This is a genomic window from Aminobacter niigataensis (assembly GCF_014200015.1).
GTDB lineage: Bacteria > Pseudomonadota > Alphaproteobacteria > Rhizobiales > Rhizobiaceae > Aminobacter > Aminobacter niigataensis.
This window is the reverse complement of sequence record NZ_JACHOT010000004.1, coordinates 385,367-409,430: the sequence shown is the minus strand read 5'-3', so window position 1 is coordinate 409,430 and position 24,064 is coordinate 385,367. Positions and strand designations below refer to the sequence as shown.

General features: G+C 64.0%; 23 protein-coding genes. 6 read left to right on the top strand and 17 right to left on the bottom strand.

Translation table 11 applies throughout. The features are described from left to right. Positions 1–93: 93 nt before the first annotated feature. The 4 genes from GGQ99_RS17200 to GGQ99_RS17185 form a co-directional block, all read right to left on the bottom strand. A complete protein-coding gene (locus tag GGQ99_RS17200) occupies positions 94–900 on the bottom strand; it encodes an exodeoxyribonuclease III (protein WP_183263455.1) in 807 nt (268 codons plus the stop codon). A 265-nt stretch (positions 901–1,165) separates the two neighbouring features. Then, positions 1,166–1,825, bottom strand: coding sequence for an outer membrane lipoprotein carrier protein LolA (locus GGQ99_RS17195; protein ID WP_108606319.1), 660 nt, complete (start codon positions 1,823–1,825; stop codon positions 1,166–1,168). 119 nt (positions 1,826–1,944) lie between these two features. Beyond that, positions 1,945–4,590, bottom strand: coding sequence for a DNA translocase FtsK (locus GGQ99_RS17190; protein ID WP_183263454.1), 2,646 nt, complete (start codon positions 4,588–4,590; stop codon positions 1,945–1,947). Positions 4,591–4,715: 125 nt separating this feature from the next. After that, the gene (locus tag GGQ99_RS17185) at positions 4,716–5,636 is read right to left on the bottom strand and encodes a hypothetical protein (RefSeq protein WP_183263453.1); all 921 of its coding nucleotides are present in this window, start codon (positions 5,634–5,636) and stop codon (positions 4,716–4,718) included. Positions 5,637–6,290: 654 nt separating this feature from the next. Here GGQ99_RS17185 and GGQ99_RS17180 point away from each other — a divergent pair. Together GGQ99_RS17180 and GGQ99_RS17175 are read left to right on the top strand one after the other, a co-directional pair. Continuing rightward, positions 6,291–6,542 carry a DUF1344 domain-containing protein gene (locus tag GGQ99_RS17180; RefSeq protein WP_108606315.1) on the top strand — a complete coding sequence of 84 codons (252 nt, stop codon included), beginning with the start codon at positions 6,291–6,293 and terminating at the stop codon, positions 6,540–6,542. Positions 6,543–6,686: 144 nt separating this feature from the next. Further along, positions 6,687–7,106: a hypothetical protein gene (locus tag GGQ99_RS17175; protein WP_108606314.1), complete on the top strand. Its 420-nt coding sequence runs from the start codon at positions 6,687–6,689 to the stop codon at positions 7,104–7,106. A gap of 128 nt (positions 7,107–7,234) precedes the next feature. Here the strand turns inward: GGQ99_RS17175 and GGQ99_RS17170 are convergent, their stop codons facing one another. The 3 genes from GGQ99_RS17170 to GGQ99_RS17160 all read right to left on the bottom strand — a co-directional run bounded on the left by GGQ99_RS17170 (position 7,235) and on the right by GGQ99_RS17160 (position 10,080). Continuing rightward, positions 7,235–8,617 (bottom strand): ammonium transporter, encoded by a 1,383-nt coding sequence (locus tag GGQ99_RS17170; RefSeq protein WP_183263452.1) that lies wholly within the window; start codon positions 8,615–8,617, stop codon positions 7,235–7,237. Positions 8,618–8,647: 30 nt separating this feature from the next. Continuing rightward, a complete protein-coding gene (locus GGQ99_RS17165) occupies positions 8,648–8,986 on the bottom strand; it encodes a P-II family nitrogen regulator (protein WP_055975214.1) in 339 nt (112 codons plus the stop codon). 221 nt (positions 8,987–9,207) lie between these two features. Next, positions 9,208–10,080, bottom strand: a complete 873-nt coding sequence (locus GGQ99_RS17160; protein WP_183263451.1) for an acyl-CoA thioesterase — start codon at positions 10,078–10,080, stop codon at positions 9,208–9,210. 92 nt (positions 10,081–10,172) lie between these two features. Between GGQ99_RS17160 and GGQ99_RS17155 the strand changes: the two genes are divergently transcribed. After that, entirely contained in the window at positions 10,173–11,432 is a 1,260-nt protein-coding gene (locus GGQ99_RS17155; RefSeq protein ID WP_183263450.1) for a ubiquinone biosynthesis hydroxylase, read from the top strand. Between the two features lie 693 nt (positions 11,433–12,125). Further along, the gene (locus tag GGQ99_RS17150; protein ID WP_183263449.1) at positions 12,126–12,551 is read left to right on the top strand and encodes an OsmC family protein; all 426 of its coding nucleotides are present in this window, start codon (positions 12,126–12,128) and stop codon (positions 12,549–12,551) included. Positions 12,552–12,585: 34 nt separating this feature from the next. On the opposite strand, the gene GGQ99_RS17145 is transcribed toward GGQ99_RS17150, so the two are convergent. Then, on the bottom strand, positions 12,586–13,557 hold the full coding sequence (locus GGQ99_RS17145; protein ID WP_183263448.1) for an AraC family transcriptional regulator: 972 nt from the start codon (positions 13,555–13,557) through the stop codon (positions 12,586–12,588). A 579-nt stretch (positions 13,558–14,136) separates the two neighbouring features. On the opposite strand from GGQ99_RS17145, the gene GGQ99_RS17140 reads away from it, so the two are divergent. Then, positions 14,137–15,255: a Glu/Leu/Phe/Val family dehydrogenase gene (locus tag GGQ99_RS17140; RefSeq protein ID WP_183263447.1), complete on the top strand. Its 1,119-nt coding sequence runs from the start codon at positions 14,137–14,139 to the stop codon at positions 15,253–15,255. 117 nt (positions 15,256–15,372) lie between these two features. Here the strand turns inward: GGQ99_RS17140 and GGQ99_RS17135 are convergent, their stop codons facing one another. From GGQ99_RS17135 to sdhC, 8 genes are all read right to left on the bottom strand, one after another. Continuing rightward, the gene (locus GGQ99_RS17135; RefSeq protein ID WP_183263506.1) at positions 15,373–16,011 is read right to left on the bottom strand and encodes a YceH family protein; all 639 of its coding nucleotides are present in this window, start codon (positions 16,009–16,011) and stop codon (positions 15,373–15,375) included. Positions 16,012–16,056: 45 nt separating this feature from the next. Further along, positions 16,057–17,055, bottom strand: a complete 999-nt coding sequence (locus GGQ99_RS17130; protein WP_183263446.1) for a glycosyltransferase family 4 protein — start codon at positions 17,053–17,055, stop codon at positions 16,057–16,059. A gap of 145 nt (positions 17,056–17,200) precedes the next feature. Continuing rightward, the gene (locus tag GGQ99_RS17125) at positions 17,201–17,980 is read right to left on the bottom strand and encodes a succinate dehydrogenase iron-sulfur subunit (RefSeq protein ID WP_108609649.1); all 780 of its coding nucleotides are present in this window, start codon (positions 17,978–17,980) and stop codon (positions 17,201–17,203) included. 10 nt (positions 17,981–17,990) lie between these two features. Beyond that, positions 17,991–18,443 carry a DUF3052 domain-containing protein gene (locus GGQ99_RS17120; RefSeq protein ID WP_343061749.1) on the bottom strand — a complete coding sequence of 151 codons (453 nt, stop codon included), beginning with the start codon at positions 18,441–18,443 and terminating at the stop codon, positions 17,991–17,993. Next, a complete protein-coding gene (locus GGQ99_RS17115; RefSeq protein WP_183263445.1) occupies positions 18,440–19,387 on the bottom strand; it encodes a hypothetical protein in 948 nt (315 codons plus the stop codon). The genes GGQ99_RS17120 and GGQ99_RS17115 overlap by 4 nt, the downstream gene beginning before the upstream one ends. Positions 19,388–19,390: 3 nt before the next feature. After that, on the bottom strand, positions 19,391–21,226 hold the full coding sequence (gene sdhA / locus GGQ99_RS17110; protein ID WP_183263444.1) for a succinate dehydrogenase flavoprotein subunit: 1,836 nt from the start codon (positions 21,224–21,226) through the stop codon (positions 19,391–19,393). A 4-nt stretch (positions 21,227–21,230) separates the two neighbouring features. Then, positions 21,231–21,629, bottom strand: coding sequence for a succinate dehydrogenase, hydrophobic membrane anchor protein (gene sdhD, locus GGQ99_RS17105; RefSeq protein WP_183263443.1), 399 nt, complete (start codon positions 21,627–21,629; stop codon positions 21,231–21,233). Between the two features lies 1 nt (position 21,630). Continuing rightward, complete coding sequence (sdhC, locus tag GGQ99_RS17100; RefSeq protein WP_183263442.1) at positions 21,631–22,047, bottom strand: succinate dehydrogenase, cytochrome b556 subunit; 417 nt, start codon at positions 22,045–22,047, stop codon at positions 21,631–21,633. 423 nt (positions 22,048–22,470) lie between these two features. Here sdhC and GGQ99_RS17095 point away from each other — a divergent pair, with 423 nt between their 5' ends. Continuing rightward, positions 22,471–22,827: a hypothetical protein gene (locus tag GGQ99_RS17095; RefSeq protein WP_108606304.1), complete on the top strand. Its 357-nt coding sequence runs from the start codon at positions 22,471–22,473 to the stop codon at positions 22,825–22,827. A 6-nt stretch (positions 22,828–22,833) separates the two neighbouring features. On the opposite strand, the gene GGQ99_RS17090 is transcribed toward GGQ99_RS17095, so the two are convergent. After that, positions 22,834–24,045, bottom strand: a complete 1,212-nt coding sequence (locus tag GGQ99_RS17090) for a GGDEF domain-containing protein (protein WP_183263441.1) — start codon at positions 24,043–24,045, stop codon at positions 22,834–22,836. Positions 24,046–24,064: the final 19 nt, after the last annotated feature.

The following is a 24,064-nucleotide window of genomic DNA, read 5'->3' as shown; positions in this document are numbered from 1 at the left end:
CATGGATACCCGACACTCTCCGCTCGTTTCACTCGCTCGGGGGTAAACCGACGAAGCTGGCCTGCCCGCAACCGCACGCGGTTTCACCGAATCTCAGTCCAGGTCAAACCGCGCGATCACCGGCACATGGTCCGACGGTCGGTCCCAGCCGCGCGCAGCGCTCAGGATCTCGATGCCGGTCAGCTGCGGCGCCAGATTGGCCGACGACCAGACATGGTCGAGCCGGCGGCCGCGGTTGGAGATCTCCCAGTCCTTCGCCCGGTAGCTCCACCATGTGTAGATCTTCTGCTCGTCCGGCACGTTGAGCCGCATCAGGTCGACCCAGCCGCCAGCCTTGCGCATCGCCTCGAAATTCTCGGTCTCGACCGGCGTGTGGCTGACCACGTTGAGCAACTGCTTGTGCGACCAGACATCGTGCTCCAGCGGCGCAATGTTGAGGTCGCCGACGAGCACCGAGGCCGACGTCTCGTCGTGAGCCGCCCGGATGGCATTCATCTCGGCAACGAAGCCAAGCTTGTGTCGGAACTTCGGGTTGATCTCGGGATCGGGTTCGTCGCCGCCGGCGGGAACGTAGAAGTTATGCAGCGTCACCTTCTTGCCACCGGCATCGAACCGCACCGACAGGTGCCGGCTGTCGTCGATCTCGCAGAAGCGGCGCTTCTCGACGATCTCCAGCGGCCGCCGCGCCACGGTCGCCACGCCGTGATAGCCCTTCTGGCCGTGGATCGCGATGTGCTCGTAGCCGAGCTTGCGGAACGCCGCCGAAGGAAACTGGTCGTCCGGGCACTTGGTCTCCTGCAGGCACAGCACGTCTGGCGCGTATTCGTTCAGCAGCCGCTCGACCAGCGGCATGCGCAGGCGCACGGAGTTGATGTTCCAGGTAGCAAGGGAAAAGGGCATGGCTGGTTCCGGCAAGAATTTGCGGCGGAACCTGCCAGTACAGGCCAGCGATGACAAGGCGCGAAGACGGATGCAGCGCCGGCAGCAGCGCTGTCCACAGCTAAGGCGGGCAGACTTACCCCAAGAAGCTGATTGATAACTCGCCCTGCCGAGACATATGGCGGGGGTTTCGAGAACCTGAGCGGAGCGTACTAAAGTACGTGAGCACCGGAAGCGCAGAAAGCCGCGTCAGATGACCGGCAGGGTAGAGTTTGCAAGCAGCCTCTCAGTCGCTCTTTTTTTGCGTGTTGAGCTCGCGGTTGAGCTTGTAGTCGATCTTGAACGTGTCGGCGGCGAAGGAGCCGCCCTGCTTGACGTTGAACACCATCACGGTGGTGTCCTTGCCCTGCGCATCGGTGATCGTCCACTGCCTAAGCTCATAGGTCTTGGGGTCGAACATCATGGTGATGGTCGAATTGCCGAACACCTGCTTGTCGGAAAGCTTGATGGTGGTCAGGTCGTCCTCTTCGGTGACGCTCTTGACCTTGTTGCCGGTGAGATCGATGCGCTCGTCGAGCAGCAGCTTCAGCGGCGTCTTCGACAGCGGATAAAGATCGGAGGTCCGCATCTTGGAGTTCAGGATGACCACCGACTTGCCGTCGGAGATGACCTTGAAATTGGACGGCGCCTCATAGTTGAAGCGGATCTTGCCCGGGCGCTGCAGGAAGAACTTGCCGCCTGTCTGCTCGCCGCGCGGACCGAATTGCACGAACTCGCCCGACATCGAGCGCACGCTGGAGAAATGGTCGGCGATACGTTGCGCCGCCTCGGAGGCCTGGGCCTGGGCCGGGTTCTGCCATGCGATCAGCGGCGTCGCGGTCAGCGCGATGGCCGCCGCGAAGCCGAGCAGGCGTCGGCGGGTCGGGGTGCGGATGTCGTCGTTCATGCCGGTTACTCTCTCAATCCAGTTCGACGGTTCTATCGGCACTTAGTAGGGCTGAAGTTTGACATGGTTCACGCCATGCGCCCAAGAACGCGAAAACGTGATCGCAGGTTCCCCTGATCCTACATCTTGTCGTCTTCGGTCGGCACCAGAATCTCGCGCTTGCCGGCATGATTGGCAGGCCCGACGATACCCTCCTGTTCCATCTTCTCGATGATCGAGGCAGCACGGTTGTAGCCGATGCCGAGACGGCGCTGGATGTAGCTCGTCGAGGCCTTGCCGTCGCGCAGCACCAACGCGACAGCCTGGTCGTACGGGTCGTCCGAATCCTCGAAATTGCCGCCGCCACCGCCGCCGCCTTTGGGCGCATCGTCGTCGTCCTCGCCATCGTCCTCGGTGATCGCGTCGAGATACTCCGGCACGCCCTGCAGCTTGAGGTGGGCGACTACCTTCTCGACCTCGTCGTCGGCAACGAACGGGCCATGGACGCGCTGGATGCGGCCGCCGCCGGCCATGTAGAGCATGTCGCCCATGCCCAGCAGCTGCTCGGCGCCCTGTTCGCCCAGGATCGTGCGGCTGTCGATCTTGGACGTCACCTGGAACGAGATCCGGGTCGGGAAGTTGGCCTTGATTGTGCCGGTGATGACGTCGACCGAAGGACGCTGCGTCGCCATGATGACGTGGATGCCGGCCGCGCGCGCCATCTGCGCCAGGCGCTGAACGGCACCTTCGATGTCCTTGCCGGCGACCATCATCAGGTCGGCCATTTCGTCGATGATCACGACGATGTAGGGCATCGGCTCCAGGTTGAGGTCCTCGGTCTCGTAGATCGCCTCGCCGGTCTGGCGGTCGAAGCCGGTCTGCACGGTGCGCGAGATCTTCTCGCCCTTCTTCTCGGCCTGACTGACGCGGGCGTTGAAACCATCGATGTTGCGCACGCCGACCTTGGACATCTTGCGGTAGCGGTCCTCCATCTCCCGCACCGTCCATTTCAGCGCCACCACAGCCTTCTTCGGGTCGGTGACGACTGGCGTCAGAAGGTGCGGAATGCCGTCATAGACCGACAGTTCGAGCATCTTCGGATCGATCATGATCAGCCGGCATTCCTGCGGCGTCATGCGGTAGAGCAAGGACAGGATCATGGTGTTGATCGCCACCGACTTGCCCGAGCCGGTGGTGCCGGCAACGAGCACGTGCGGCATCTTGGCGATGTCGACGATGACCGCCTCGCCATTGATCGACTTGCCGAGCGCCAGCGCAAGCTTCGCCTTGGTCGTCTCGAAGTCGCGGCTCGCCATGATCTCCCTGAGATAGACCGTCTCGCGCTTGGCATTGGGCAGTTCGATGCCGATGGCGTTGCGCCCCGGCACCACCGCGACACGGGCGGCGATGGCGCTCATCGAGCGCGCGATGTCGTCGGCAAGGCCGATGACGCGGGACGACTTGATGCCCGGCGCCGGCTCAAGCTCGTAGAGCGTGACGACTGGACCCGGGCGGACATGGATGATCTCGCCCTTGACGCCGAAGTCCTCGAGCACGCCTTCGAGCAGGCGCGCATTCTGTTCCAGCGCGTCCTTGGACAGGCTGGCGTCGCGCGCCACATTCTTGGGCTCCGACAGGAAATGTAGCGACGGCATCTCGAAAGTGTCGGCACCGATCAGCGTCGTTTGCGCTTCGCGCTGCACGCGAGCGCCGGGAGCAGGCCGCGGTGCGGGCGCCGCGACACGTGCCGAGGCGGGACCTGCCGAGGCGGGCGAGCGGAAATTCTGTACCTGCGCGCGACCGTCGAACGAGGGCATGTCGAAATCGTCGTCGTCGCCGAACACGTCCTGGTCGTCCGGGGCGACCGAGACCTGGCGGTCCTGCGACACCATCTGGGCAAAGAACTCCGGCTCGACGCGCGCGCGGCCACCTGCGGTAACGCGGGCTTCGGCACGTTCGGCCGATTCGACGCGCTCGGCCGCCTGCCGCCAGGCGCTCTCGCGCTTCACCGGCGGCATGTCGTAGCCTTCCTGCTCGCGGCGCTTGGCGGCGCGGCGGCGCATATAGGCCTTGGCCGACAGCCACCAGTGGGTGATCGCGCCAAGCGCCAGCACACCCTCGTTGTCGTCTTCGTCCTCGTCGTCGAAGCTGGCGAAATCCTGCTCGCGCATGTCGGGCTTGGGCTTCGGGTTGACGACGGCAAAGCCGTTCTCGCGGTTGAGCAAGCCGGCCCCGAAGGCAAACAGCCAGATCGCCGGCGCGATCAGCAGCACGCCGATGACTGTGGCGATCAGACCGGTCGGATAGCCGCCGATGAACAGCCCCGGCACCTTGAGCACCATGTCGCCGAACACGCCGCCGAGGCCGGTCGGCAGCGGCCAGGTCGGCGGGGCACCGACGCAGCCTGTGATTGCCGCCGCCAGCAGGGCAGAGCCAAACCAGGCAACGCCGCGCTTGGGCATGCGGTCGACGCCGCGTGCGGTGGCAAACAGCACGCCCCAGATCACCGCCGGCATCAGGGCTGCGACCGAGGCCAGGCCGAAGAACTGCATGGCGAGGTCGGCAAACACCGCGCCGGGATAACCCATGGCGTTGGTCACCGGATTGTCGGTGGCATGGCTGAAGCTCGGATCGGCGACGTTCCAGGTGCCGAGCGCCGCCAGTCCAAAGGCGACGAAGGCAAACAGGCCCAAGCCCGCCGCGCGGCCTGCCTGCCGTCGCGCGAATGCCTGGATGCCGTGCCCCGTTTCAGTCAGCGCGAGCGGTGAGGAAACCCCAGAACGCATGCCTCGTCCCCGTCCAATAATGCTTTGGCCCGGGCGCGGACGCGTCTCGGGCAGATTCGGCTGTCAGACTATCGGGGCGAAGGTTAAGGCCGCATTAAGGTTAAGCCATGGTTCACCTGCCGGCCTCAGCGGCCGAGCCATTCACGGTCGAACATCTCGACGAGGGGCTGGAAATCATCGGTGGCGATCTGGTCGGCGCCAGCATCGCTGGCACGCGTCAGAAACCTGCGCAGCTGCAGGTCGGCGACGTCGGGCTGGGCGAGATCGATGTCGAACCTCGCCAGATCCTGCGGGATCGTCAGGGCCGGATCGAGATAGCCGTCGCCCGCATTCGACTGCATATCCGCCTGCTTCAGCCGCACCAGGACGACACGCGTGGCCGAGGGCTGGGACTCCGGCCCGAGCACGGTCGTGCCGGCAAGGTATCCGCCAAGCACGCTTCCCGGCGGCGAGAACGGAAACAGCGCGAAGAAGAAATGGGTATCGTCGCCTGGTCCGCCGACATGGATGTAGACGCTGCGCCGCGTGACGGTCACATGACCCTTGAGCTGCAGCCGCATCGTCGGCAGATGTTCTATATAGGTCGCGGTCAGCCGCTGCGGCCCGTGCTCCTGTTCGATCACCAGCGTCCCACGGATGAACTGGCCGCGAAAATATGGCGACCAGCTGTGCGAATAGCAGGCATAGCGGCCGACGATCGTGGCCCCCCTGTCGTCCTGCCCCGGCTGCTGGGGCTTGCCGAAAGCCATCGCTCTCCGCTCGAGTTGCTGGCGATCCCTGCCATGGTGTTCGCATATCTGGCCGACGAAGCTGTCCAGGTCGCAGTCAACGATCCAGTCGGCCTGCTTGGGAAGTTCGAGCATCTTGATCCAGTCTTCGTAGACGCTGAACTGTCGCGGCGTTGACCGGCCCTGGAGCCATTTGTCGGCCCGATCGACATCGAATGCGGTCGCCGGATTCACCCGCCTGAAGGCCGCCGCCAAATCCTTCCGCGTCGCTGCGCCAACAAAAGCCGCAGTCAGGCGCAGCTTTCGGTCAATATTCATTCCACTAATTCTCCCCCAGCGCTCCAGTTCGACATATTTTCTTCTTTGCCACCGAAAGCAAGCCACCTCAGGAACTTCCGGGAAATTCCGTAGTGTTCCGGACGTTCCGCTCCCATTGCATTTACACTGCGGCCAAGTCGCGAGATCGTCCGCTCGCACGATCGGGCATTGTCGCCGGGGGGCGTCAGAATGCCCGATGGAGCGGGCCATAGGCCCAGGCCGGCTTTCCCGGCTTGGGCCGGCGCCCTTTGCAGAAGTCCCCGATTTCAGCACCGGAAGGGCGCAAACTCATGCAAGGTGACGCGATCCAGTTGCAGCAGGCCGTCGAAGGCTGCGCCAAGGAGCCTGCTGTCCGGCAGCGTTCCTTTCTAGCCAATGTCCTCCTTGGCGCGATTGCGCTCTTTTCGTCGGTGAGGTCGCGCACGTATCCCGGCGAACAAGCTGACGGACTCGATGCTTTAGACATGCTAGGCGGCTGGCAAGGCTCCGACGCGCGGCGTCGGAAGCGCTAGCCATCTCTGGCAAGCGTTGCCTTCCTCGCCGCCCGGCGTCCGCCGGCCAAGGGCGGTGTTATCCCGTCGACCACTCGATTTGATGCAACCATGGCGGACTTGGGTCGTTGGTAGGGCGAGGGAACAACCAAGGAGAAGCAGAATGAGAAAGCTGATTTTGGCTCTTGGAGCCGCGGCACTCATGGCAGGCGCAGCATGGGCGGCCTCGGCCGACGGCGTCGTCAAGGAGTTCAACAAGGACACCCGCGTCATCACGATGGAAGATGGCAAGAGCTACACCGTGCCCGCTGACGTCGCACTGCCGGCCGATCTGGCCGCCGGCATGAAGGTCACGGTCACAGTGGCCGACGACGATGCCACCAAGGTAAGCGCGGTGACGATGTCCGCCATGTAGACCACCTCCTGTGGACCTATTGGCAGGAAAAACCCCGCTCCCCTCCGAGCGGGGTTTTTCCGTTCCGGCGAGACAATACGGGCTTGCCGCGGCATCGGCATCGCCATACCTTTGTATATTAGCGAAAACTAAAAGGAGGCAACGATGAAGCACCATAGCATCGAGCAATTGCAAGCCTTCGCTGAAGTCCGTCCCGCAACTCCGCGCTTGCCGATGACGCGAACCCAGCGCCTCGAACGTTGGGCCGAACTTCTGCAGCGCGAGCCGGAACGGCGCCTTGGAACGCTTTCAGGCACGGAATACACGCCTCGCGCCGCACGGCAGGCACTGCGCGTCGCGGGCTCGCCCATCACCGTGGCATTCGAGGACGCGGGTTTCCGGGCCGACGGCCTTGCCGACGACAGCTATGGCGAGGCAAAGCGCTTCTTCGACCTGTCCGACAGGCAACTGCACAACATCGTCTGCTACTGCCATTTCGGCGAAGCGGTGCGGGGTGCCAACGCCGCCCGCCGCGTGCGCGCAGCGATCGGTTTGTGGCCACGGATTCGGGCGTTTTTTGCCTGATTTGATGCGCTCGGCATAAAAAGAGGGCCCGGATTGCTCCGGGCCCCAAGGCGTGGGCGCTTTTCGGGCGGCCACGACGGGATAGGGAGGATGCGGCGGCAAGTTTTTCGATCCGCCGCCGGCCGGAATTACGTGTGGTAGGCCACTTCGCCATGCGAGGTCAGGTCGAGGCCTTGGCGTTCGGCTTCGACGGTCGGGCGCAGTCCGATCAGCAGATCGACCAGCTTGTAGAGCACCAGCGAACCGACGCCGCACCAGATCACCGTCACCGACACGGCGAGGAACTGCGTCCAGACCTGGCCGGCGACCGACATGTCGCCATAACCGATGCCACCGAGCGACTCGGCATTGAAGATGCCGGTGCCGATCGCGCCGACGATGCCGCCGACGCCGTGGATGCCGAACACGTCGAGCGAGTCGTCATAGCCGAGCTTGATCTTCACCACCGCCACGAAGAAGTAGCAGATGGCCGAGGCGATGGCGCCGAGCACGATGGCGCCGACCGGACCGACGAAGCCGGCAGCCGGCGTCACTGCAACGAGGCCCGCGACCATGCCCGAGGCCGCGCCCAGCATCGAAGCCTTGCCGCGTGCGACCACTTCGATGATCACCCAGGCAAGGATCGCGCCGGCGGTGGCGGTGAAGGTGTTGATCATGGCGAGTGCTGCGCCGCCATTGGCTTCGAGGTTCGAGCCGGCATTGAAGCCGAACCAGCCGACCCACAGGATCGAGGCGCCGACCATGGTCAGCGTCATCGAGTGCGGCGCCATGTTGTCCTTGCCGTAGCCGGTGCGCTTGCCGACGAGCAGGGCGCCGACCAGCGCGGCGATGCCGGCATTGATGTGCACGACCGTGCCGCCGGCAAAATCAAGCGCGCCCCAGCCATAGATCAGGCCGTCCGAATCCCACACCATGTGGGCGATCGGGAAGTAGACGAAGGTCACCCACAGGGCCACGAACAGCAGCACCGCCGGGAACTTGATGCGCTCGGCGAACGAGCCGACGATCAGCGCCGGGGTGATGCAGGCAAAGGTCATCTGGAAGACGATGAACACATATTCGGGAATGACCACGCCCTTGGTGAAGGTCGCGGCCATGCTTTCCGGCGTCACGCCGGCAAGGAAGGCCTTGCCGAGACCGCCCCAGTAGGGGCTCGGCGCGTCGCCGAAGGCCATCGAGTAGCCCCAGAACGTCCAGATCACGATCACCAGCGCCACGATCATCGTGCACTGCATCAGCACCGACAGCATGTTCTTGGCGCGCACCAGGCCGCCGTAGAACAGCGCCAGGCCCGGCAGCGCCATGAACAGCACCAGCAGCGACGAGGTCAGCATCCAGGCGACGTCGCCCTTGTCCATGACATCAGCGGGTGCTGGGGCCGCCGCAGCGGCATCGGCTGCCGCGGGTGCGGTTTCCTGGGCGAAGGCCGCGACCGTTCCCAGGGCGGCGAGCGCGAGCGTGCCAAGCAAGGCCGAGCGCGCCGCCGTCTTCAATGAGGTTGGAATTTGCATTGAGGTCTCCATGAGAATTGGTTGGCCCGCTCAGAGCGCGTCGGTGTCGGTTTCGCCGGTACGGATGCGCACGGCCTGGTCGATGCCGAAGACGAAGATCTTGCCGTCGCCGATCTGGCCGGTCTTGGCGGCCCCGGTGATCGCCTCGACCGCCTTGTCGACGAGGTCGGTGCTGACGGCGACTTCGATCTTGATCTTGGGCAGGAAGCTGACGGCATACTCGGCACCGCGGTAGATCTCGGTGTGCCCCTTCTGGCGCCCGTAGCCTTTGACTTCGGTGACGGTCAGGCCTTGGATGCCGACATTGGTGAGCGCTTCGCGCACCTCGTCGAGCTTGAACGGCTTGATGATGGCCATCACGATTTTCATCAGGTTTCACCCCTTGCTGTTGCGGGTCCCCCGCGTTGCAGACGTCGCCAGCGGACCCGAAAGCCACCGGTGAGTGACCTACGCCATTCAAGCTCCGTGCCAGTTTGCATTGGCACAGGCTAAGCTATTGAGATTGAAGTGAAATGCCACATGGCCATGCAGCATCCTTCGCAGGTGCAGCAATGCACCTGCTCACACAATGTGCATAAATTCTAAAATGCCTAGTTTGTAGGCTTGCTGCGCAGGCGGATCAGCCCTTCCTGCGCCACCGATGCGATCAGCGTGCCGTCCTGGGCGTAGAGCGCGCCGCGGGTGAAACCGCGCGAACCCGAGGTCGAAGGGCTGTCCTGGGTGTAGAGAAGCCAGCCGTCCAGCGCATGTTCGCGGTGGAACCACATGGCATGATCCAGGCTCGCCGCCTGGATGTCGGGATCGAAGATGCCGCGGCCATGGGCAAAGGTTGCCGTATCGAGCAGCGTCATGTCGGAAAGATAGGCAAGCACCGCCGCGCGCAACGCCCGATCGTTGGGCACCGGCCCGGTCAGGCGCAGCCATACCTTCTGCAGCGGCGGCAGCTTGTCTCGGCTCGAATAGTGCTCGGCATAGACCGGACGGAGCTCCAGCGGCCGCTCCTTGGCCCAGAACAGCCGGATCTGCTCGGGCACATGCTTGGCTTCCTGCAGAAGCTCGCGCTGCGACCTCAGTTGCTCGGGCGGCGGCACGTCGAGCGGCATCGGCATCTGGTATTCGAGCCCCTCCTCTTCGACCTGGAACGATGCCTCGAGCGAAAAGATCGCATGGCCGTGCTGAATCGCCAGCACCCGCCGGGTGGTGAAGCTGCCGCCGTCGCGGATGCGGTCGACCTCGTAGACGATCGGCACGTTGATATCGCCCGGCCGCATGAAATAGCCGTGCAGCGAATGCACATGCCGGTCGGCCGTCACCGTGCGCTGTGCCGCCACCAGCGCCTGGGCGATGGTCTGGCCGCCGAACACCCTTTGCCAGTGCGCCTGCGGGCTGCGACCACGATACAGGTTGTGTTCCAGCTTCTCGAGATTGAGAATGCTCAGAAGCTCTTGTATTCCGGCCGGCATGCTTTCCCCTTTTCGGGACGAAGTATCCCCGGTTTCCATCAGGAAGCCCCCGTCGAGTCAAGGCGGGAAGCCTAGCCGTAAAGGACGCCGCCATGGTCACGCGCGAAACTGACGACAAGAAATCGACGCAGCTCGACGTGCTGGTCGCAGGTGCCGGCTATGTCGGCCTGGCAACCGCCGTATCGATCAAGCAGGCCCGGCCCAATCTGCACGTCGCCATCGTCGACGCGGCACCTGCCGAGGTCTGGCGCAAGGACGGCCGTGCCTCGGCGATTGCCGCTGCCGCCTGCCGCATGCTCGACCAGCTCGGCTGCTGGGAAGAGATCGCGCCAGAGGCGCAGGCCATCACCGACATGGTCATCACCGATTCGAAAAGCGCCGATCCTGTCCGCCCGGTTTTCCTCACCTTCGACGGCGAGGTCGGCTCCGGCGAACCTTTCGCCCACATGATCGAGAACAAGGTGCTCAACGGCGCGCTGCGCCGCCGCGCCACTGAGCTCGGCATCGACATCATCGAGGGCGTTGCCGTCGAGGCCTTCGAGGCGGGCATCGCAGGCGCCAAGGTCCATCTCGCCGATGGCGTCAGCATCGATACGCGCCTTCTCGTCGCCGCCGACGGCGTGAAATCCAGGCTGCGCGATATGGCCGGCATCAAGACCGTGCGCTGGGAATACGGCCAGTCCGGCATCGTCTGCACCGTCGCGCACGAACGCCCGCATGGCGGCCGTGCCGAAGAGCATTTCTTGCCCGCCGGCCCCTTCGCCACGCTGCCGCTCAAGCCGAAGGACGGCGTCAACCGCTCCTCCATTGTCTGGAACGAGCGCACCGAGGATGCCGAGAAGCTGGTCAACGGTGATCCGTTCGTCTTCGAGATCGAGCTTGAGCAGCGCTTCGGCCTGAAGCTCGGCGAGATCCGCGTCGAGGACAAGCCCCGCGCCTGGCCGCTCGGCCTGACCCTGGCGCGTGCCTTCGTCGCACCCCGCTTCGCCCTTGCCGGCGACGCCGCCCATGGCATCCACCCGATCGCCGGCCAGGGTCTCAATCTCGGCTTCAAGGATGCGGCAGCCCTCGCCGAAACCATCGTCGAGGCCGACAGGCTCGGCCAGGACATCGGCGCGCTCGACGTGCTCGAACGTTACGAGCAATGGCGCCGCTTCGACACCGTGCGCATGGGCGTCACCACCGACGTGCTCAACCGGCTGTTCTCCAACGACATCGCCCCGGTCCGCGCCCTCCGCGACATCGGCCTTGGGCTGGTCGACCGCGTGCCGCGCCTGAAGGAGTATTTCATCCGCCAGGCGTCCGGCCTGACGGGCGAAACGCCGCGGCTGCTCAAGGGCGATGCGATCTAGGGACGGGTCTGTTCCACCTCTGCCCTAAGGTCTGCCAATCGTGGAGCCCTCTTCCACTCGCAACACCGGTGGTCTCTGTCACTCGCAACACCAGAGGTCTCTGCCAATCGCAGCACGGAGCTCTCTGGCAATCGCAGCACCTGAGATTGGCGGAGGCGCCCCCGCATCCGTCATCCTCGACCTCGTGAGCGAGCGAAGCGAGCGGAGAGTGTCGGGGATCCATGCCGTGACGCCGGCAAAGCCAGAACCGGTCCAGAACTCGTTCCTCCACCTCCGCAAGTCCAGTTGGTCGGTTGTGCGTCCTTCGACAAGCTCAGGATGAGGACCGTTGACGCTATATCTCTCTCGTCAAATCTGTCGATTCTAACGCAGGCAGCACCGAACGTCGGCAGCGCCTAGGGTCCTCATCCTGAGCTTGTCGAAGGACGCACTCCCAAGCAACCTCGCCTGGACACCGGCCTCCCGGAGCGGACGCCAGCATCAGCGCCACTGCCCCCACCCTGACCCTGCCGAAGGGTGAGCCTGCCGGGCCGAACTCCAAGGACGAGCGCACAACAAGCAGACATTTTCGCAAGACAGTTTTTTCGCACGACGTTGCTTTCCTGACGTCGGAAAGCTGGCAGGCGCGCCAGCCAGCGCTATAGTCTCATCCGGCTGCCGAACCCGGCCCCGTCAGAAATCATGGAGAACATCATGAACCACAGCGCCAACGCCGTCTGGAAAGGCAATCTGAAGGAAGGCTCGGGAACACTCGACACCCAGAGCGGCGCGCTCAGGGGCCAGCCCTATTCGTTCAAGGCGCGCTTCGAGGATGAAACCGGCAGGTCCGGCACCAATCCCGAAGAACTGATCGCCGCTGCCCACGCCGGCTGCTTTGCCATGCAGCTGTCGCACTTCCTTGCCGAAAACGGCACCCCCGCCGACAAGCTCGACGCCAAGGCGGTCGTGACCCTCGTTCCGGGCACCGGCATCACCGAAAGCGCGCTCACGCTTGTCGGCAGCGTACCCGGCATCGACGACGCCAAGTTCCAGGAACTCGCCGCCAAGGCAAAGGAAGGCTGCCCCGTTTCCAAGGCGCTCGGCGCCATCAAGGTCTCGCTCGACGCCAGGCTCGCCTGAGCCGCAAGGGGCGCCGGGCGACGGCTCGGCGCCCTTATGCCGCCAGCACCCCCGCACGTATGTCCGACGGCGTGGCGCCGTAGCGCCTGCGGAACGCCCTGTTGAAATAGGACAGGTCGTTGAAGCCGGCCTCATAGGCGATGTCGATGATGCTGTGCCCGGCCCAAATCGGATCGGCCAGCATCCGGTGCGCCCGCATCAGCCTCTGCCCGAGCGCGAATGCGGTGAACGACAGCCCCTCGCCTTCGAACAGCTTCCTGACATAGCGCGCCGACAGCCTGTGCTCGGCGGCGACCGCCTCGGCCGAGAGCCCGCGCAGGTCGGCGCGCGCCGAAATGTCGGCCTTGATCGCCGCCAGACGCGCAGCCCGCAGGCCGCGCCCCATCGCCACCTGCTCCGCCTCGCGCGTCGCCCCCAGCGTCAGCGCCGTCAGGTCCAGCAGATGGCTCGCCACCTTGCGCGCCATGTCGCCGGGCAAGGCATCGTCCAGTCGCTGCAGGGCGGTGGCATAGCTCAGCAGCAGGTGCATAGGCCCTTGGTCCACGGCGATCGGCCGCATCATCAGTTTGGATACGTCTCCAACCAGCGGCTGCAGCGCCTTCCGCTCGAAGCGCAGATTGACATAGGTGAAGCCTGGCCGCGTCACATTGGCGCCGGTCCGGCCGCCGGGCACGAACATTGCGCAGCCAGGCAACACGCTCTCTTCCTGCTTGCCGATCTGCATGTGGCTGCCGCCGGCGAGAGCGGCCAGCAGAATGATGTCGTCATTCTCGATCATCTCGGATTTGACGCCGACCTTGATCGGTGAGGCGGTGCCGGTAGCAATGCCTATCCCCGGCAGCAGCCTGACCCGCATGTCCATCTGGACCGGACTATCGTCGACGGGTTCGAGATCGGCCTTGAGGATCGTCTTGCCGTAGACCTCGCGCAGCACGGGCAACCTGTCCTCTACCGGCAGGTCCTCCGTCACGATGCGAAATGAAGTGAACTGTCCGTCAGCGGCCATCGACTCACCCAACTAGATACAACCCATACGCGAAGCTGCGCTTTGTAGTTCGCGTCAGGCGATAGGTCAATCCAGGACCGCCCAGACCCGTCGCAGGTGCCGTCCCGTCCAAGAATATGCTGTGGCGCGTCTCTAGTTTGCCGCTCGCAAATCGAATTTGGTCCAGTCCAGCCACGGGGAAACGGGCATGCACCATCTTCAATTCTGGAAGACCTTGGCGGCCCTGGCCGCGGCGGGGTTCAACCCGCGCGCGTTTCTGGCGCCGATGGCATCGGGCAGCAAGCCGCCAAAGCCGGCCGAGCCGAAGCCGCCAAGGGAGCGAAACGAACGGAGGCGCTGAGGGCCGGGATCGTTCGGATGACAGGTCTGGCTGCATCGCAAGCAAGCTGGGGGCAGTAGCACTTGCGGCAGCACAGCGGCCGGGCGTCGGGTGGGCAGACCCGGCGTCCGGCCATTTTTTCGTTTGTTGCGCGGCAGACCGGACGAGCGCAATGCGTGGTCGCGGCGCGCCCCGTCTTCGAAACCAAAAATCGCCTGAAATGTTTACCCTCCAGGGATCAGCCTACCGGGAGGACCCTCATGCTGAATGTCCTGGAACCGCGCCACCAGAAGCTTGCCGGCGCAACCACGCTCGAAATCACCGACATCACCGCAGACGTCGCCCATCTCGACGGCTTCGACCATCACGAGCAGGTCTGGCTCGGCCGCGACACGGCGCGCGGACTGACCGCCATCGTTTCGATCCACACCACCGTGCTCGGCCCCGCCCTCGGCGGCACCCGCATCTGGCCGCACATCAGCTTCGAGGCTGGCGTCATCGACGCGCTTCGGCTGTCGCGCGGCATGACCTTCAAGTCGGCCATCGCCGGCCTGCCGCTCGGCGGCGGCAAGGCGGTCATTATCGCCGACGCGAAGAAGGACAAGACGCCGGCCATGCTCGAGGCCTATGCCGAGATGCTCAACACGCTCGCCGGCCAGTACATCACCGCCGAGGATGTCGGCATGACGCTCGCCGACGCCGACTTCCTCGCCGAGCGTGCGGCCAATGTCAGCGGCACCACCAAGGGCGGCAGCGGCAACCCCTCGCCCTTCACCGCCCAGGGTACCTTTGTCGGCCTCAAGGCCGCACTCCGCCACCGCACCGGCAGCGACAACCTCGCGGGCATACGCGTCGCCGTCCAGGGCCTCGGCTCGGTCGGCTGGTCGCTGTGCGAAAAGCTCCAGGCCGAGGGTGCGGTGCTCACCGTCTCCGACCTCGATGCGGCCCGCACCGCCCGCGCCGCCGAAAAGTTCGGCGCAACCGTCGTTTCCGGCGATGCCATCCTCTCGGCCGACGTCGACATCTTCGCGCCCTGCGCATTGGGCGGCATCCTGTCCGCCGAGACGATCCCGCGGCTCAAGGCAAAGATCGTCGCCGGTGCCGCCAACAACCAGCTTGCCACGGCCGAAGACGGCATGCGCCTGATCGAGCGCGGCATCCTCTATGCCCCCGACTACGTCATCAACGCCGGCGGCGTCATCAACGTCGCCGCCGAAATGGCCGAGGGCGGCTACAGCGTCGAGGCAGTTTCGCCGCGCGTCGAAAAGATCGCCGACACGCTGACCGCCATCTTCCAGCGCGCCGACCGCGAAGGCCGCACCACCGATGCGGTCGCTGAAGCCATGGCCCGCGAGATCGTCGAAGCGGCAAGGAAGTAGGCGCGGCCTTCCCTTCTCCCCTTGTGGGAGAAGGAAAGGCGCGCCGCGCTGTACCAAAAACAAAAACGGCCCGGCTGCTTCCACAACCGGGCCGTTTTCAATCTGTCCGCAACGCGCCTATCCGCCGACAGCGTCGAGCCGTGCCTTGAGCGCGGCCACTTCCTCTTCCAGAAGCCGGACGCGTTCCTCGAGCTCCGAAACAACGGGCGCGGCGGCGCTCGGTGCCCGGCTTGTCGTGACAACTGCGGCGTCGACATCGCCGGACAACAGATGCGCGAAGCGATCCTCGCGTTGGCCGGGTGCGCGACCGATCTCCTTGACCAGCGCCGGCCTGCGGCCGATCAGCATGTCGAGTTCGCTGCGCACGGCGTCGGCATCGGCGAAGTTCGCCATGCGCTCGGCGCGCGCGAGCAATTCGTAGACGGTCTGCGGTCCGCGCAGCAGAAGCAGGCCGATCAGCGCGCTCTGGTTGCGCGTCAGCGAGAATTTCTGCGCCATCTGATGTTCGTAGCGCTCGACGCGCGAGGCGAATTGCCGGCCCGCCAGCCCCTTCGCCTGCAACGTGCCGAGCGCCCGGGTGATGTCGACCATCTCCAGGGCCATGACCGGCTCGCGCGACGTCTTCTGGTTGGCCGCGGCAACCAGCGCGTTCGACGTCATCGGATAGACGTCAGGCGTCAGTTCCTTCTTCTCGATCAGGCAGCCGAGCACGCGTGCTTCGGCCGCGGTGAGGTGGGGTAGATCCATGTCCGTCATGTCAGCCACTATCGCCTCATATCCGCAGTTCGACCATCATCTTCTCTATTTCGGCTGGCGCGCCGCCACGGGCGCAACCAAAAGCCGATCGACGAAACCGGGCGCGCCGCTCCTGAGCAGATTGGCGTAGAGGTGGTAGCAGTTGAGCCCTATCGCTTCCGGAGAAAAGCTGGTCGCGATCCGCTCGCGCGCAGCCAGCCCCATGGCCTTCCGGCGCTCTACATCGCCGGCAAGCAGCTTGAGCGCACCGCTCCAGGCATCCGGATCGTAAGGCAACCCGAACCCCGATACACCTTGCTCTATGATCTCGGCGGTCCCACCGAAGTTCATCGTCAGCACCGGCACACCTGCGGCCATCGCCTCGGCCGGCGCCAAGCCGAACGATTCGCCCGGCAGACGGGACGGGGTGACGAAGATGTCGAAGGCAGCCATCATGTCTCTGGCGCCAGGTATTTTGCCAAGCAGTCGCAGCCGGTCACCGCCAGCCTGCCTGATCCGCTCAAGTTCCGTTTCACTTCCGCTTCCCACCACCGCAAACACAAATGGCGGCCCCAAGCGTCGGACAATATCGGCGACGAAGGCAAGGTTCTTGATGGGCCGTATCCAGCACACCGTGCCGACGACGATCTCATCCGCCGCGAAGCCGTATCTGGCCCGTAGTACAGCGCGTTCGGTTTCCCCCAATTCAGGGGACGGTGCAATTGCATGAGGAAGAACATCGCAACGCCCAGACCCGATGGCCCGCCGAAGCAAAGGCCTGCCCATCCAGTTGTTGACATGCGCCTTGGACGGCACCAGCAGGCGGGTAATGCGCCGGTTGAAATAGGTCATCCAATCGAACGGGCTGAGGAGGTTGAGGCCTTCGATCGCACCGTGGGAGAACACCACAGGCATTTCCGGCATACCGCGCAGTGCCAGCATGACGGGAAGCGCCACGGTGCGCCCCTGCCCGATGTGAATGATGTCAGGCGAGAAGTCTTCGATTGCCCGCTTGATGGAACGAACCATGGAGGCGCTCGGCAGATAGCGATGAACCTTGTTCATCGTCCGATTCCGGCTGCCGGCCCCGCGCAATTCCTGGATCGGAAGGACACGTATGGACACGCCCATTCCTTCCAGGGTTGGCGCGATGGGCGTGTCTAGGTGGTAGGTACCCTCGGTTAGGTAGAGAACGCGCATCGGGCGCGCCTCACACCCGGCGTTCGACCATCATCTTCTTGATCTCGGCGATCGCCTTGGCCGGGTTCAGCCCCTTCGGGCAGGTCTGGGCGCAGTTCATGATCGTGTGGCAGCGATACAGCCGGAACGGATCCTCGAGATTGTCGAGGCGCTCGCCCTTGGCTTCGTCGCGGCTGTCGATCAGCCAGCGATAGGCTTGCAGCAGCGTCGCTGGGCCGAGATAGCGGTCGCCGTTCCACCAGTAGCTCGGGCACGAGGTCGAGCAGCAGGCGCACAGGATGCACTCGTAGAGGCCGTCGAGCTTCTGGCGGTCCTCGTGGCTCTGCAGCCACTCCTTCGCCGGCTCCGGCGACACCGTCTTCAGCCACGGCTCGATCGAGCGATGCTGGGCGTAGAAATTGGTGAGGTCGGGCACCAGGTCCTTGACCACGGGCATGTGCGGCAGCGGGTAGATCTTCACAGCACCCGAAATGTCGTCGCAGCCCTTGGTGCAGGCCAGCGTGTTCGAGCCGTCGATGTTCATCGCGCAGGAGCCGCAGATGCCTTCGCGGCACGAGCGGCGCAAGGTCAGCGTCGGGTCGATGTTGTTCTTGATGTAGAGCAAATGGTCCAGCACCATCGGGCCGCAATCGTCGACGTCGACGAAATACGTGTCCATGCTCGGATTCTCGCCATCGTCAGGCGACCAGCGGTAGATCCGGTACTCGCGCAGATTGGTCGCACCCTGCGGCTTCGGCCAGGTCTTGCCCTGCTTGATCTGCGAGTTCTTGGGGAGTGTTAGTTCGACCACGATCGGTTCCTCACAGCTTGGCGCGCAGTTCCTTGCGGATGACGAGCTTGAGCCCGCTCCACACGGTGTCCACGGCACAGACCTTGACGTCCACCAGCCCCTTGGGCAGCGCCACGTCGCGAATGACATCCTCGGTGATGTCGGTGGCGATCTTCGACGCCTTCTTGGGCCAGGAAATCCAGACCGCGCCGTCGGGCGCGATCATCTTCTTGAATGTCCCGACATTGCCGTCGAGATCGGCACGTCGCCTGGTGAAGGCATGGACCACGTCGTGGCCCTCGCCTGCCTCATAGATCCCTGGCCAGTCGGTCAGCGTCTTCGCTGCAAACGCGCGCGACAAAGCCAGTTCGCCAAGCTCGTCCGGCAGGCCGACAAACACCACGCTCTGGCCGTCCTTGAGGCCGAGCTTCGCCGCAAGCGGCGTAGCCGAGTAACCGGCGGAGGTCTCCTTGACAACCATCATTGAGACCTCGCCGTAATAATATCGAGGATCGCCTCAACATCCGCAGACTCGCCCAGAAGCTGGAGAATCTCAGCAATCATTTGCTGCGGATCAAGCTCACGGCCGCGTCCCTTCCATTTTTGGAACTTTGCGAACGAATGGAGCTCTTGATACTGCTCAAGTGTCATATCAACGACGTCAACGGCAATTTGTGTCAACGCGATCAGCATTGAGTAAGCAATCGCCTTGAATTCAGACGAAGCGAAGAGGGCAGCAGCTTGGTCGTCCCGGCTGGTTATCGCCTTCAGGTGAGCACTGTACTCCCAATGAACGTGATCGCTCATCCAACCATAAAGCCTGCCAATAGAAGGCACAGACCTCGAGCTTTGGGTGATGGCCTTTGTGACCTTTGTTCCTTTTATCTCGGCCACATCATCCATTGCTCGGACGGCAAGCGACCAGGATATTTGTTCGAGCATCATGCGGCCGATAGCTACCGCTTCAAAAAGGGCGCCTTTATCTGCCTCGGCAAAAGCCCTCTCCAGACTGTAGGCCGATCGAACTAGTGTGAGGTCAGCGATCCACTCCCCGACCCGAGCCGGCCTATCGAGAAGCGCCGGATACGCCTTCAACAACTCAATGGCGGCCGACAGGTCGCTCAAACAAAGATGACGAAACTTTCTATCAAACCTAGCATTTCCGCCAGGATCTTCTTCGTATTTTACATCTTTGAGGTAAGTCTTGCGGACATGATCTATTGAGTTGTTTTGCAAGAAAAACGTGATGGTCGCAGCGCTAACCATCTCCCGAAGCCGGGCAGGATAGTTGCTATTGACCCCTACTGGAAACCCCGTCTGGTTCACGTGAATTTCCAGTTCCTCACGCATATGGAGCGGAAAGGCAGCCTGAACGTCTGCGAACTGCCGTTCGCCAACATCTTCGGACGGTTCGAACTGCCTAGCCACGGCTCAGTACACCCGCGCCTTCGGCGCGATCTTTGCCAAGCTGATGCCGCCGTCTTCTTCCTTGAGCAACGGCTCGGTGTGCACCGGCCGGTAGGTCAGCGTCACCTCGCCGTCCTCGGCGACATTTGCCAGCGTGTGCTTGCGCCAGTTGGCGTCGTCGCGGGCCGAGAAGTCCTCGCGGGCGTGCGCGCCGCGGCTTTCCTTGCGCGCTTCGGCGCCATAGACGGTGGCGATCGCATTCGACATCAGGTTCTCGAGCTCCAGCGTCTCCACCAGGTCCGAGTTCCAGATCATCGAGCGGTCGAAGACCTTGATGTCCTTCATCTCGCCCCAGATCTGGGAGATGCGCTTGCAGCCCTGCTCCAGCGACTCCTGGGTGCGGAACACGGCAGCGTCTTCCTGCATCGCACGCTGCATCTTCTCACGCAGCACCGCCGTCGGCGTGCCGCCATTGGCGTGACGCAGGCGGTCGAAGCGGTCCATGATCTTTTCGACCGAGGCCGCGTTCGGCGACGGGATTGGTGCGTTGCGGTCGACCACTTCGCCGGCGCGGATGGCTGCGGCGCGGCCGAACACCACCAGATCGATCAGCGAGTTGGAGCCGAGGCGGTTGGCCCCGTGCACCGAAGCGCAGCCAGCCTCGCCGACGGCCATCAGGCCGGGCGACACGCGGTCGGGGTTGCCCGCGGTCGGGTTCAGCACCTCACCCCAGTAGTTGGTCGGGATGCCGCCCATGTTGTAGTGCACCGTCGGCAGCACCGGGATCGGCTCGCGGGTCACGTCGACGCCGGCGAAGATCTTCGCCGATTCCGAGATGCCGGGCAGCCGCTCGTGCAGCACCGCCGGATCGAGGTGATCGAGGTGCAGGAAGATGTGGTCCTTGTTCTTGCCGACGCCGCGACCGTCACGAATCTCCAGCGTCATGCAGCGCGAAACCACGTCGCGCGACGCCAGGTCCTTGGCCGACGGCGCGTAGCGCTCCATGAAGCGCTCGCCCTCGGCGTTGACGAGATAGCCGCCTTCGCCGCGAGCGCCTTCGGTGATCAGGCAGCCCGAACCGTAGATGCCGGTCGGGTGGAACTGCACGAACTCCATGTCCTGCAGCGGCAGGCCGGCACGCGAGGCCATGCCGCCGCCGTCGCCGGTGCAGGTATGGGCCGACGTGGCGGAGAAATAGGCGCGGCCGTAGCCGCCGGTCGCCAGCACAACCATCTTCGCCGAGAAGCGGTGGATGGTGCCGTCGTCGAGGTTCCAGGCCACGACGCCGGTGCAAGTGCCGTCCGGCTCCATGATCAGGTCGAGGGCGAAGTACTCGATGAAAAACTGCGCGTTGTGCTTGAGCGACTGGCCGTAGAGCGTGTGCAGGATGGCGTGGCCGGTGCGGTCGGCAGCGGCGCATGTGCGCTGCACGGGCGGGCCGTCGCCGTAGTTCATCATGTGGCCGCCGAACGGGCGCTGGTAGATCTTGCCTTCTTCGGTGCGCGAGAACGGCACGCCGTAATGCTCGAGCTCGTAGACTGCGGCCGGCGCTTCGCGCACCAGGTATTCCATGGCGTCCATGTCGCCGAGCCAGTCCGAGCCCTTGACGGTGTCGTACATGTGCCACTGCCAGGAGTCGGGCCCCATGTTCTGCAGCGAGGCGGCGATGCCGCCCTGCGCCGCAACGGTGTGCGAGCGGGTCGGGAACACCTTGGTGATGCAGGCGGTCTTCAGCCCCTGCTCGGCCATGCCGAGCGTGGCGCGCAGGCCCGCACCGCCGGCGCCGACAACGACGACGTCGAACTTGTGATCGACGAATGTGTAGGCGGATGCTCCGCTGGTCTTGCCGTCCTTGGCCACCGTATCAGCCTCCAAATGCCAGTTTGAGCAGGGCGAAGAGCGAGGCCACGCCGACCGCTACGGTAAAGAAAGTATTGAGCATGATGAGGATCACCTTGAGGCCCTCGCCATGGATGTAGTCCTCGATCACGACCTGCATGCCGAGGCGCATGTGGTAGAGGCCCGAGAGCAGCATCAGCGCCAGCACCAGCGACACGAACGGATTGGCGAGCGAGCCGCGCACGGTCGCGAAATCGGCGCCGTTCAGAACGATCAAAAGGCCGACGAAAAACAGCATCAGCGGAATGTTGGCGACCGCAGTCAGGCGCTGGCGCCAGAAATGCTCGGTGCCTTCGCGGGCGGAGCCGAGACCGCGAACCTTGCCGAGCGGGGTGCGCATGTCGTGATTGTTGCTGCCGCTCATGTCAGGCACCCCGAACCATGTAGCCGACGATCCAGACCAGGGCGGTCAGCACCACAGAGGCGAACACCGTCGTCCAGGCGATCTTCGATGCGGTATGCTTCTCCAGGCCCACGCCGGTATCCCAGATCAGGTGACGGATGCCACCCATCATGTGGAATATCAATGCCCAGGTGTAACCAAGCAGCACCAGCTGCCCGATCCAGCTGCCATAGACCCAGCTGACGAAATCGAAATAGTGCTGCGAGGTCGCCGCCGCGATCAGCCACCAGGCAACCAGGAGCGTGCCGAAATAGAGCGCGCCGCCGGTGATGCGGTGCAGGATCGACGTCGTCATGGTGATTGGCGGGCGATAGACGGACAGATGCGGCGACAATGGCCGCGCACGCGATGTGGCTTGGGTTGCTTGTGATTTGCTCATGGCTCCCCCGGTCTGCATCCGAGCGTGGCTATGTTTGAATACGGCGCCGTCGCACCGTTTTGCGACGTCGGACTGCGCGCTTTCTAATGTGCTTTTTGCACCGCGTCAAAGTCGGAAAACCGTTCTGGCGCACCTATTTAGTCGCATCACGGCTTCAATCGATTGAACGCCGATCGCAGCTACCCGCTTGGGTAATCAGCGGGCGGACGAAGCCGGCACGAACGGTGGCAGACGCATCCCCCATTGGCGCAAACGCGGGCCTACCCGTCCGTTGACTGGGAGCGGCGACGGGGTTGCGTTCAGCTGAAATTAACCATGTTTGTTAATCAGCGCGGCTCGGGGCGACCCAGGCTCTTAACAAAGATTAAGAAAAGGTTAAGCTTCGAATCGAAACCTCGCGCCGCAAACCATGGAGATTGCGCGATGCGCCTCCCACTGGCTTTCATCGGAACTGCGTCCCTCGCACTCGCGGCGACGATCGCCTTGGCAACACCTGCCGCTTCCGGCGGCTGGGACCATGACCGCGTCTACGCCGATTCCTTCGGCAATCTCGTGGTCGACAGCGCCGCCGGCTACAAGCGCATCGTCGTCGGCCAGGGCCATTCGGCCCGCAAGCTGGCCGAATACACCCGCTCCGCCACGCCGAAGGTCGTCTACCTCGACGAGGGGCAGCGTGCCACGCGCCATTGCTACCGTCCACCGATGCTGCTCAAGGGCCGCAGCTACATGTACGGCTTCTCCGAGGGAGAGATCCCCCAGCCCGGCCTGCGCTGCTACTGATTTGGGTCAGGACTTGCTGCCGAAGGGCACCACGTTCGTCTCGGCCTGCATCTCGACGACACTGCCAGGCGCCACCCGCACGCAGTCGCGCCCATCCTTCTTGGCTTCGTAGAGCGCTGCGTCCGCGCGGCGCATCAGCTGGTCGATCAACTCGCCGCCCACCAGTTCGGCAACACCGAAGCTCGCGGTAAACCGCTGGTTCGACGGCAGTCCTTCGATCGGCAGGGCCGAAAACGCGCTGCGTGCGCCCTCAGCGAACAGCCGCGCCGCAGCCAGATGCGTGCCGGGCAGGATGATGGCGAATTCCTCGCCGCCGATGCGCCCCGCTATGTGGTGGCCCACCTTGGATTCATGGATGAAGCGCGCGAACGTCTCGATGACCCGGTCACCGGACAAGTGGCCATAGGTGTCATTGATCGACTTGAAATGGTCTAGGTCGGAAATCACCAGCGTCACCGGCAGGCCCTGGCGCTCTGCCTCGCGCAGCGCAATCGCAGCCTGGCGTTGGAACCCACCACGGTTGAGCAGGCCCGACAGCGCGTCCGTCTCCGACTTCTGTGTCGCGTCGGCAAGGATGTCGCGCACCAGGATCACCAGCAGCATCAGCGCGATGGACAGCGCGAACACCGTGCCCAGCGCCTGCGAGATCATCGCATAGGTGCTCTGCAGATATTGATGCGGATCGGAACCGGAACCGACGGCAAGCGCCAAGTAGGGCTTCGAGAAGAACTGCAGCGCACTCGTCAGGAGCACGCCGGTCAGGGCGTAGTCGAACTGGCTGAGCTTGTCCCGCGACCTGAGCACGATCGCCGCCCCCATCGCCTGCACCGCGGCGTAGGGCGTCTGGAACGTCATCATCCTAAGCAGCGAGTCGCGCGGCAGTCCCTGGGTGAAATAGACTGCAGCGGTGGCCAGCACCAGGAACACCAGCATGGTGCGCCATGGCGGCGCCACCTCGTAGCGGCGCGCCAGCCCGACATTCATGATGATCAGCGTGGCCAGGAAGGCAGCAAAATTGGCGGTGACGATGGGCCGCGTGTTCTCGAACCACGGGATCGAGAATTCCGTGCCGATATAGAGCAGGCCGGTCAGGTAGCAGAGCGCGAACCAGCGCGCTGAAACGCGCTTGGCGTCATAGATCGAGATCGCCATGAACGCCGCCGCCAGCAGGCCGGCAACGAACACATTGATCGTGAGAATGAACCCTGCACCGCTCATCGTCTGACGTCGTCTCCCA

Excerpts from the sequence above, each read along its gene's own strand:
- GGQ99_RS17200 (WP_183263455.1), bottom strand. The coding sequence starts at position 900 with ATGCCCTTTTCCCTTGCTACCTGGAACATCAACTCCGTGCGCCTGCGC.
- GGQ99_RS17195 (WP_108606319.1), bottom strand. The coding sequence starts at position 1,825 with ATGAACGACGACATCCGCACCCCGACCCGCCGACGCCTGCTCGGCTTC.
- GGQ99_RS17190 (WP_183263454.1), bottom strand. The coding sequence starts at position 4,590 with ATGCGTTCTGGGGTTTCCTCACCGCTCGCGCTGACTGAAACGGGGCAC.
- GGQ99_RS17185 (WP_183263453.1), bottom strand. The coding sequence starts at position 5,636 with ATGAATATTGACCGAAAGCTGCGCCTGACTGCGGCTTTTGTTGGCGCA.
- GGQ99_RS17180 (WP_108606315.1), top strand. The coding sequence starts at position 6,291 with ATGAGAAAGCTGATTTTGGCTCTTGGAGCCGCGGCACTCATGGCAGGC.
- GGQ99_RS17175 (WP_108606314.1), top strand. The coding sequence starts at position 6,687 with ATGAAGCACCATAGCATCGAGCAATTGCAAGCCTTCGCTGAAGTCCGT.
- GGQ99_RS17170 (WP_183263452.1), bottom strand. The coding sequence starts at position 8,617 with ATGCAAATTCCAACCTCATTGAAGACGGCGGCGCGCTCGGCCTTGCTT.
- GGQ99_RS17165 (WP_055975214.1), bottom strand. The coding sequence starts at position 8,986 with ATGAAAATCGTGATGGCCATCATCAAGCCGTTCAAGCTCGACGAGGTG.
- GGQ99_RS17160 (WP_183263451.1), bottom strand. The coding sequence starts at position 10,080 with ATGCCGGCCGGAATACAAGAGCTTCTGAGCATTCTCAATCTCGAGAAG.
- GGQ99_RS17155 (WP_183263450.1), top strand. The coding sequence starts at position 10,173 with ATGGTCACGCGCGAAACTGACGACAAGAAATCGACGCAGCTCGACGTG.
- GGQ99_RS17150 (WP_183263449.1), top strand. The coding sequence starts at position 12,126 with ATGAACCACAGCGCCAACGCCGTCTGGAAAGGCAATCTGAAGGAAGGC.
- GGQ99_RS17145 (WP_183263448.1), bottom strand. The coding sequence starts at position 13,557 with ATGGCCGCTGACGGACAGTTCACTTCATTTCGCATCGTGACGGAGGAC.
- GGQ99_RS17140 (WP_183263447.1), top strand. The coding sequence starts at position 14,137 with ATGCTGAATGTCCTGGAACCGCGCCACCAGAAGCTTGCCGGCGCAACC.
- GGQ99_RS17135 (WP_183263506.1), bottom strand. The coding sequence starts at position 16,011 with ATGACGGACATGGATCTACCCCACCTCACCGCGGCCGAAGCACGCGTG.
- GGQ99_RS17130 (WP_183263446.1), bottom strand. The coding sequence starts at position 17,055 with ATGAACAAGGTTCATCGCTATCTGCCGAGCGCCTCCATGGTTCGTTCC.
- GGQ99_RS17120 (WP_343061749.1), bottom strand. The coding sequence starts at position 18,443 with ATGATGGTTGTCAAGGAGACCTCCGCCGGTTACTCGGCTACGCCGCTT.
- sdhD (WP_183263443.1), bottom strand. The coding sequence starts at position 21,629 with ATGAGCGGCAGCAACAATCACGACATGCGCACCCCGCTCGGCAAGGTT.
- sdhC (WP_183263442.1), bottom strand. The coding sequence starts at position 22,047 with ATGAGCAAATCACAAGCAACCCAAGCCACATCGCGTGCGCGGCCATTG.
- GGQ99_RS17095 (WP_108606304.1), top strand. The coding sequence starts at position 22,471 with ATGCGCCTCCCACTGGCTTTCATCGGAACTGCGTCCCTCGCACTCGCG.
- GGQ99_RS17090 (WP_183263441.1), bottom strand. The coding sequence starts at position 24,045 with ATGAGCGGTGCAGGGTTCATTCTCACGATCAATGTGTTCGTTGCCGGC.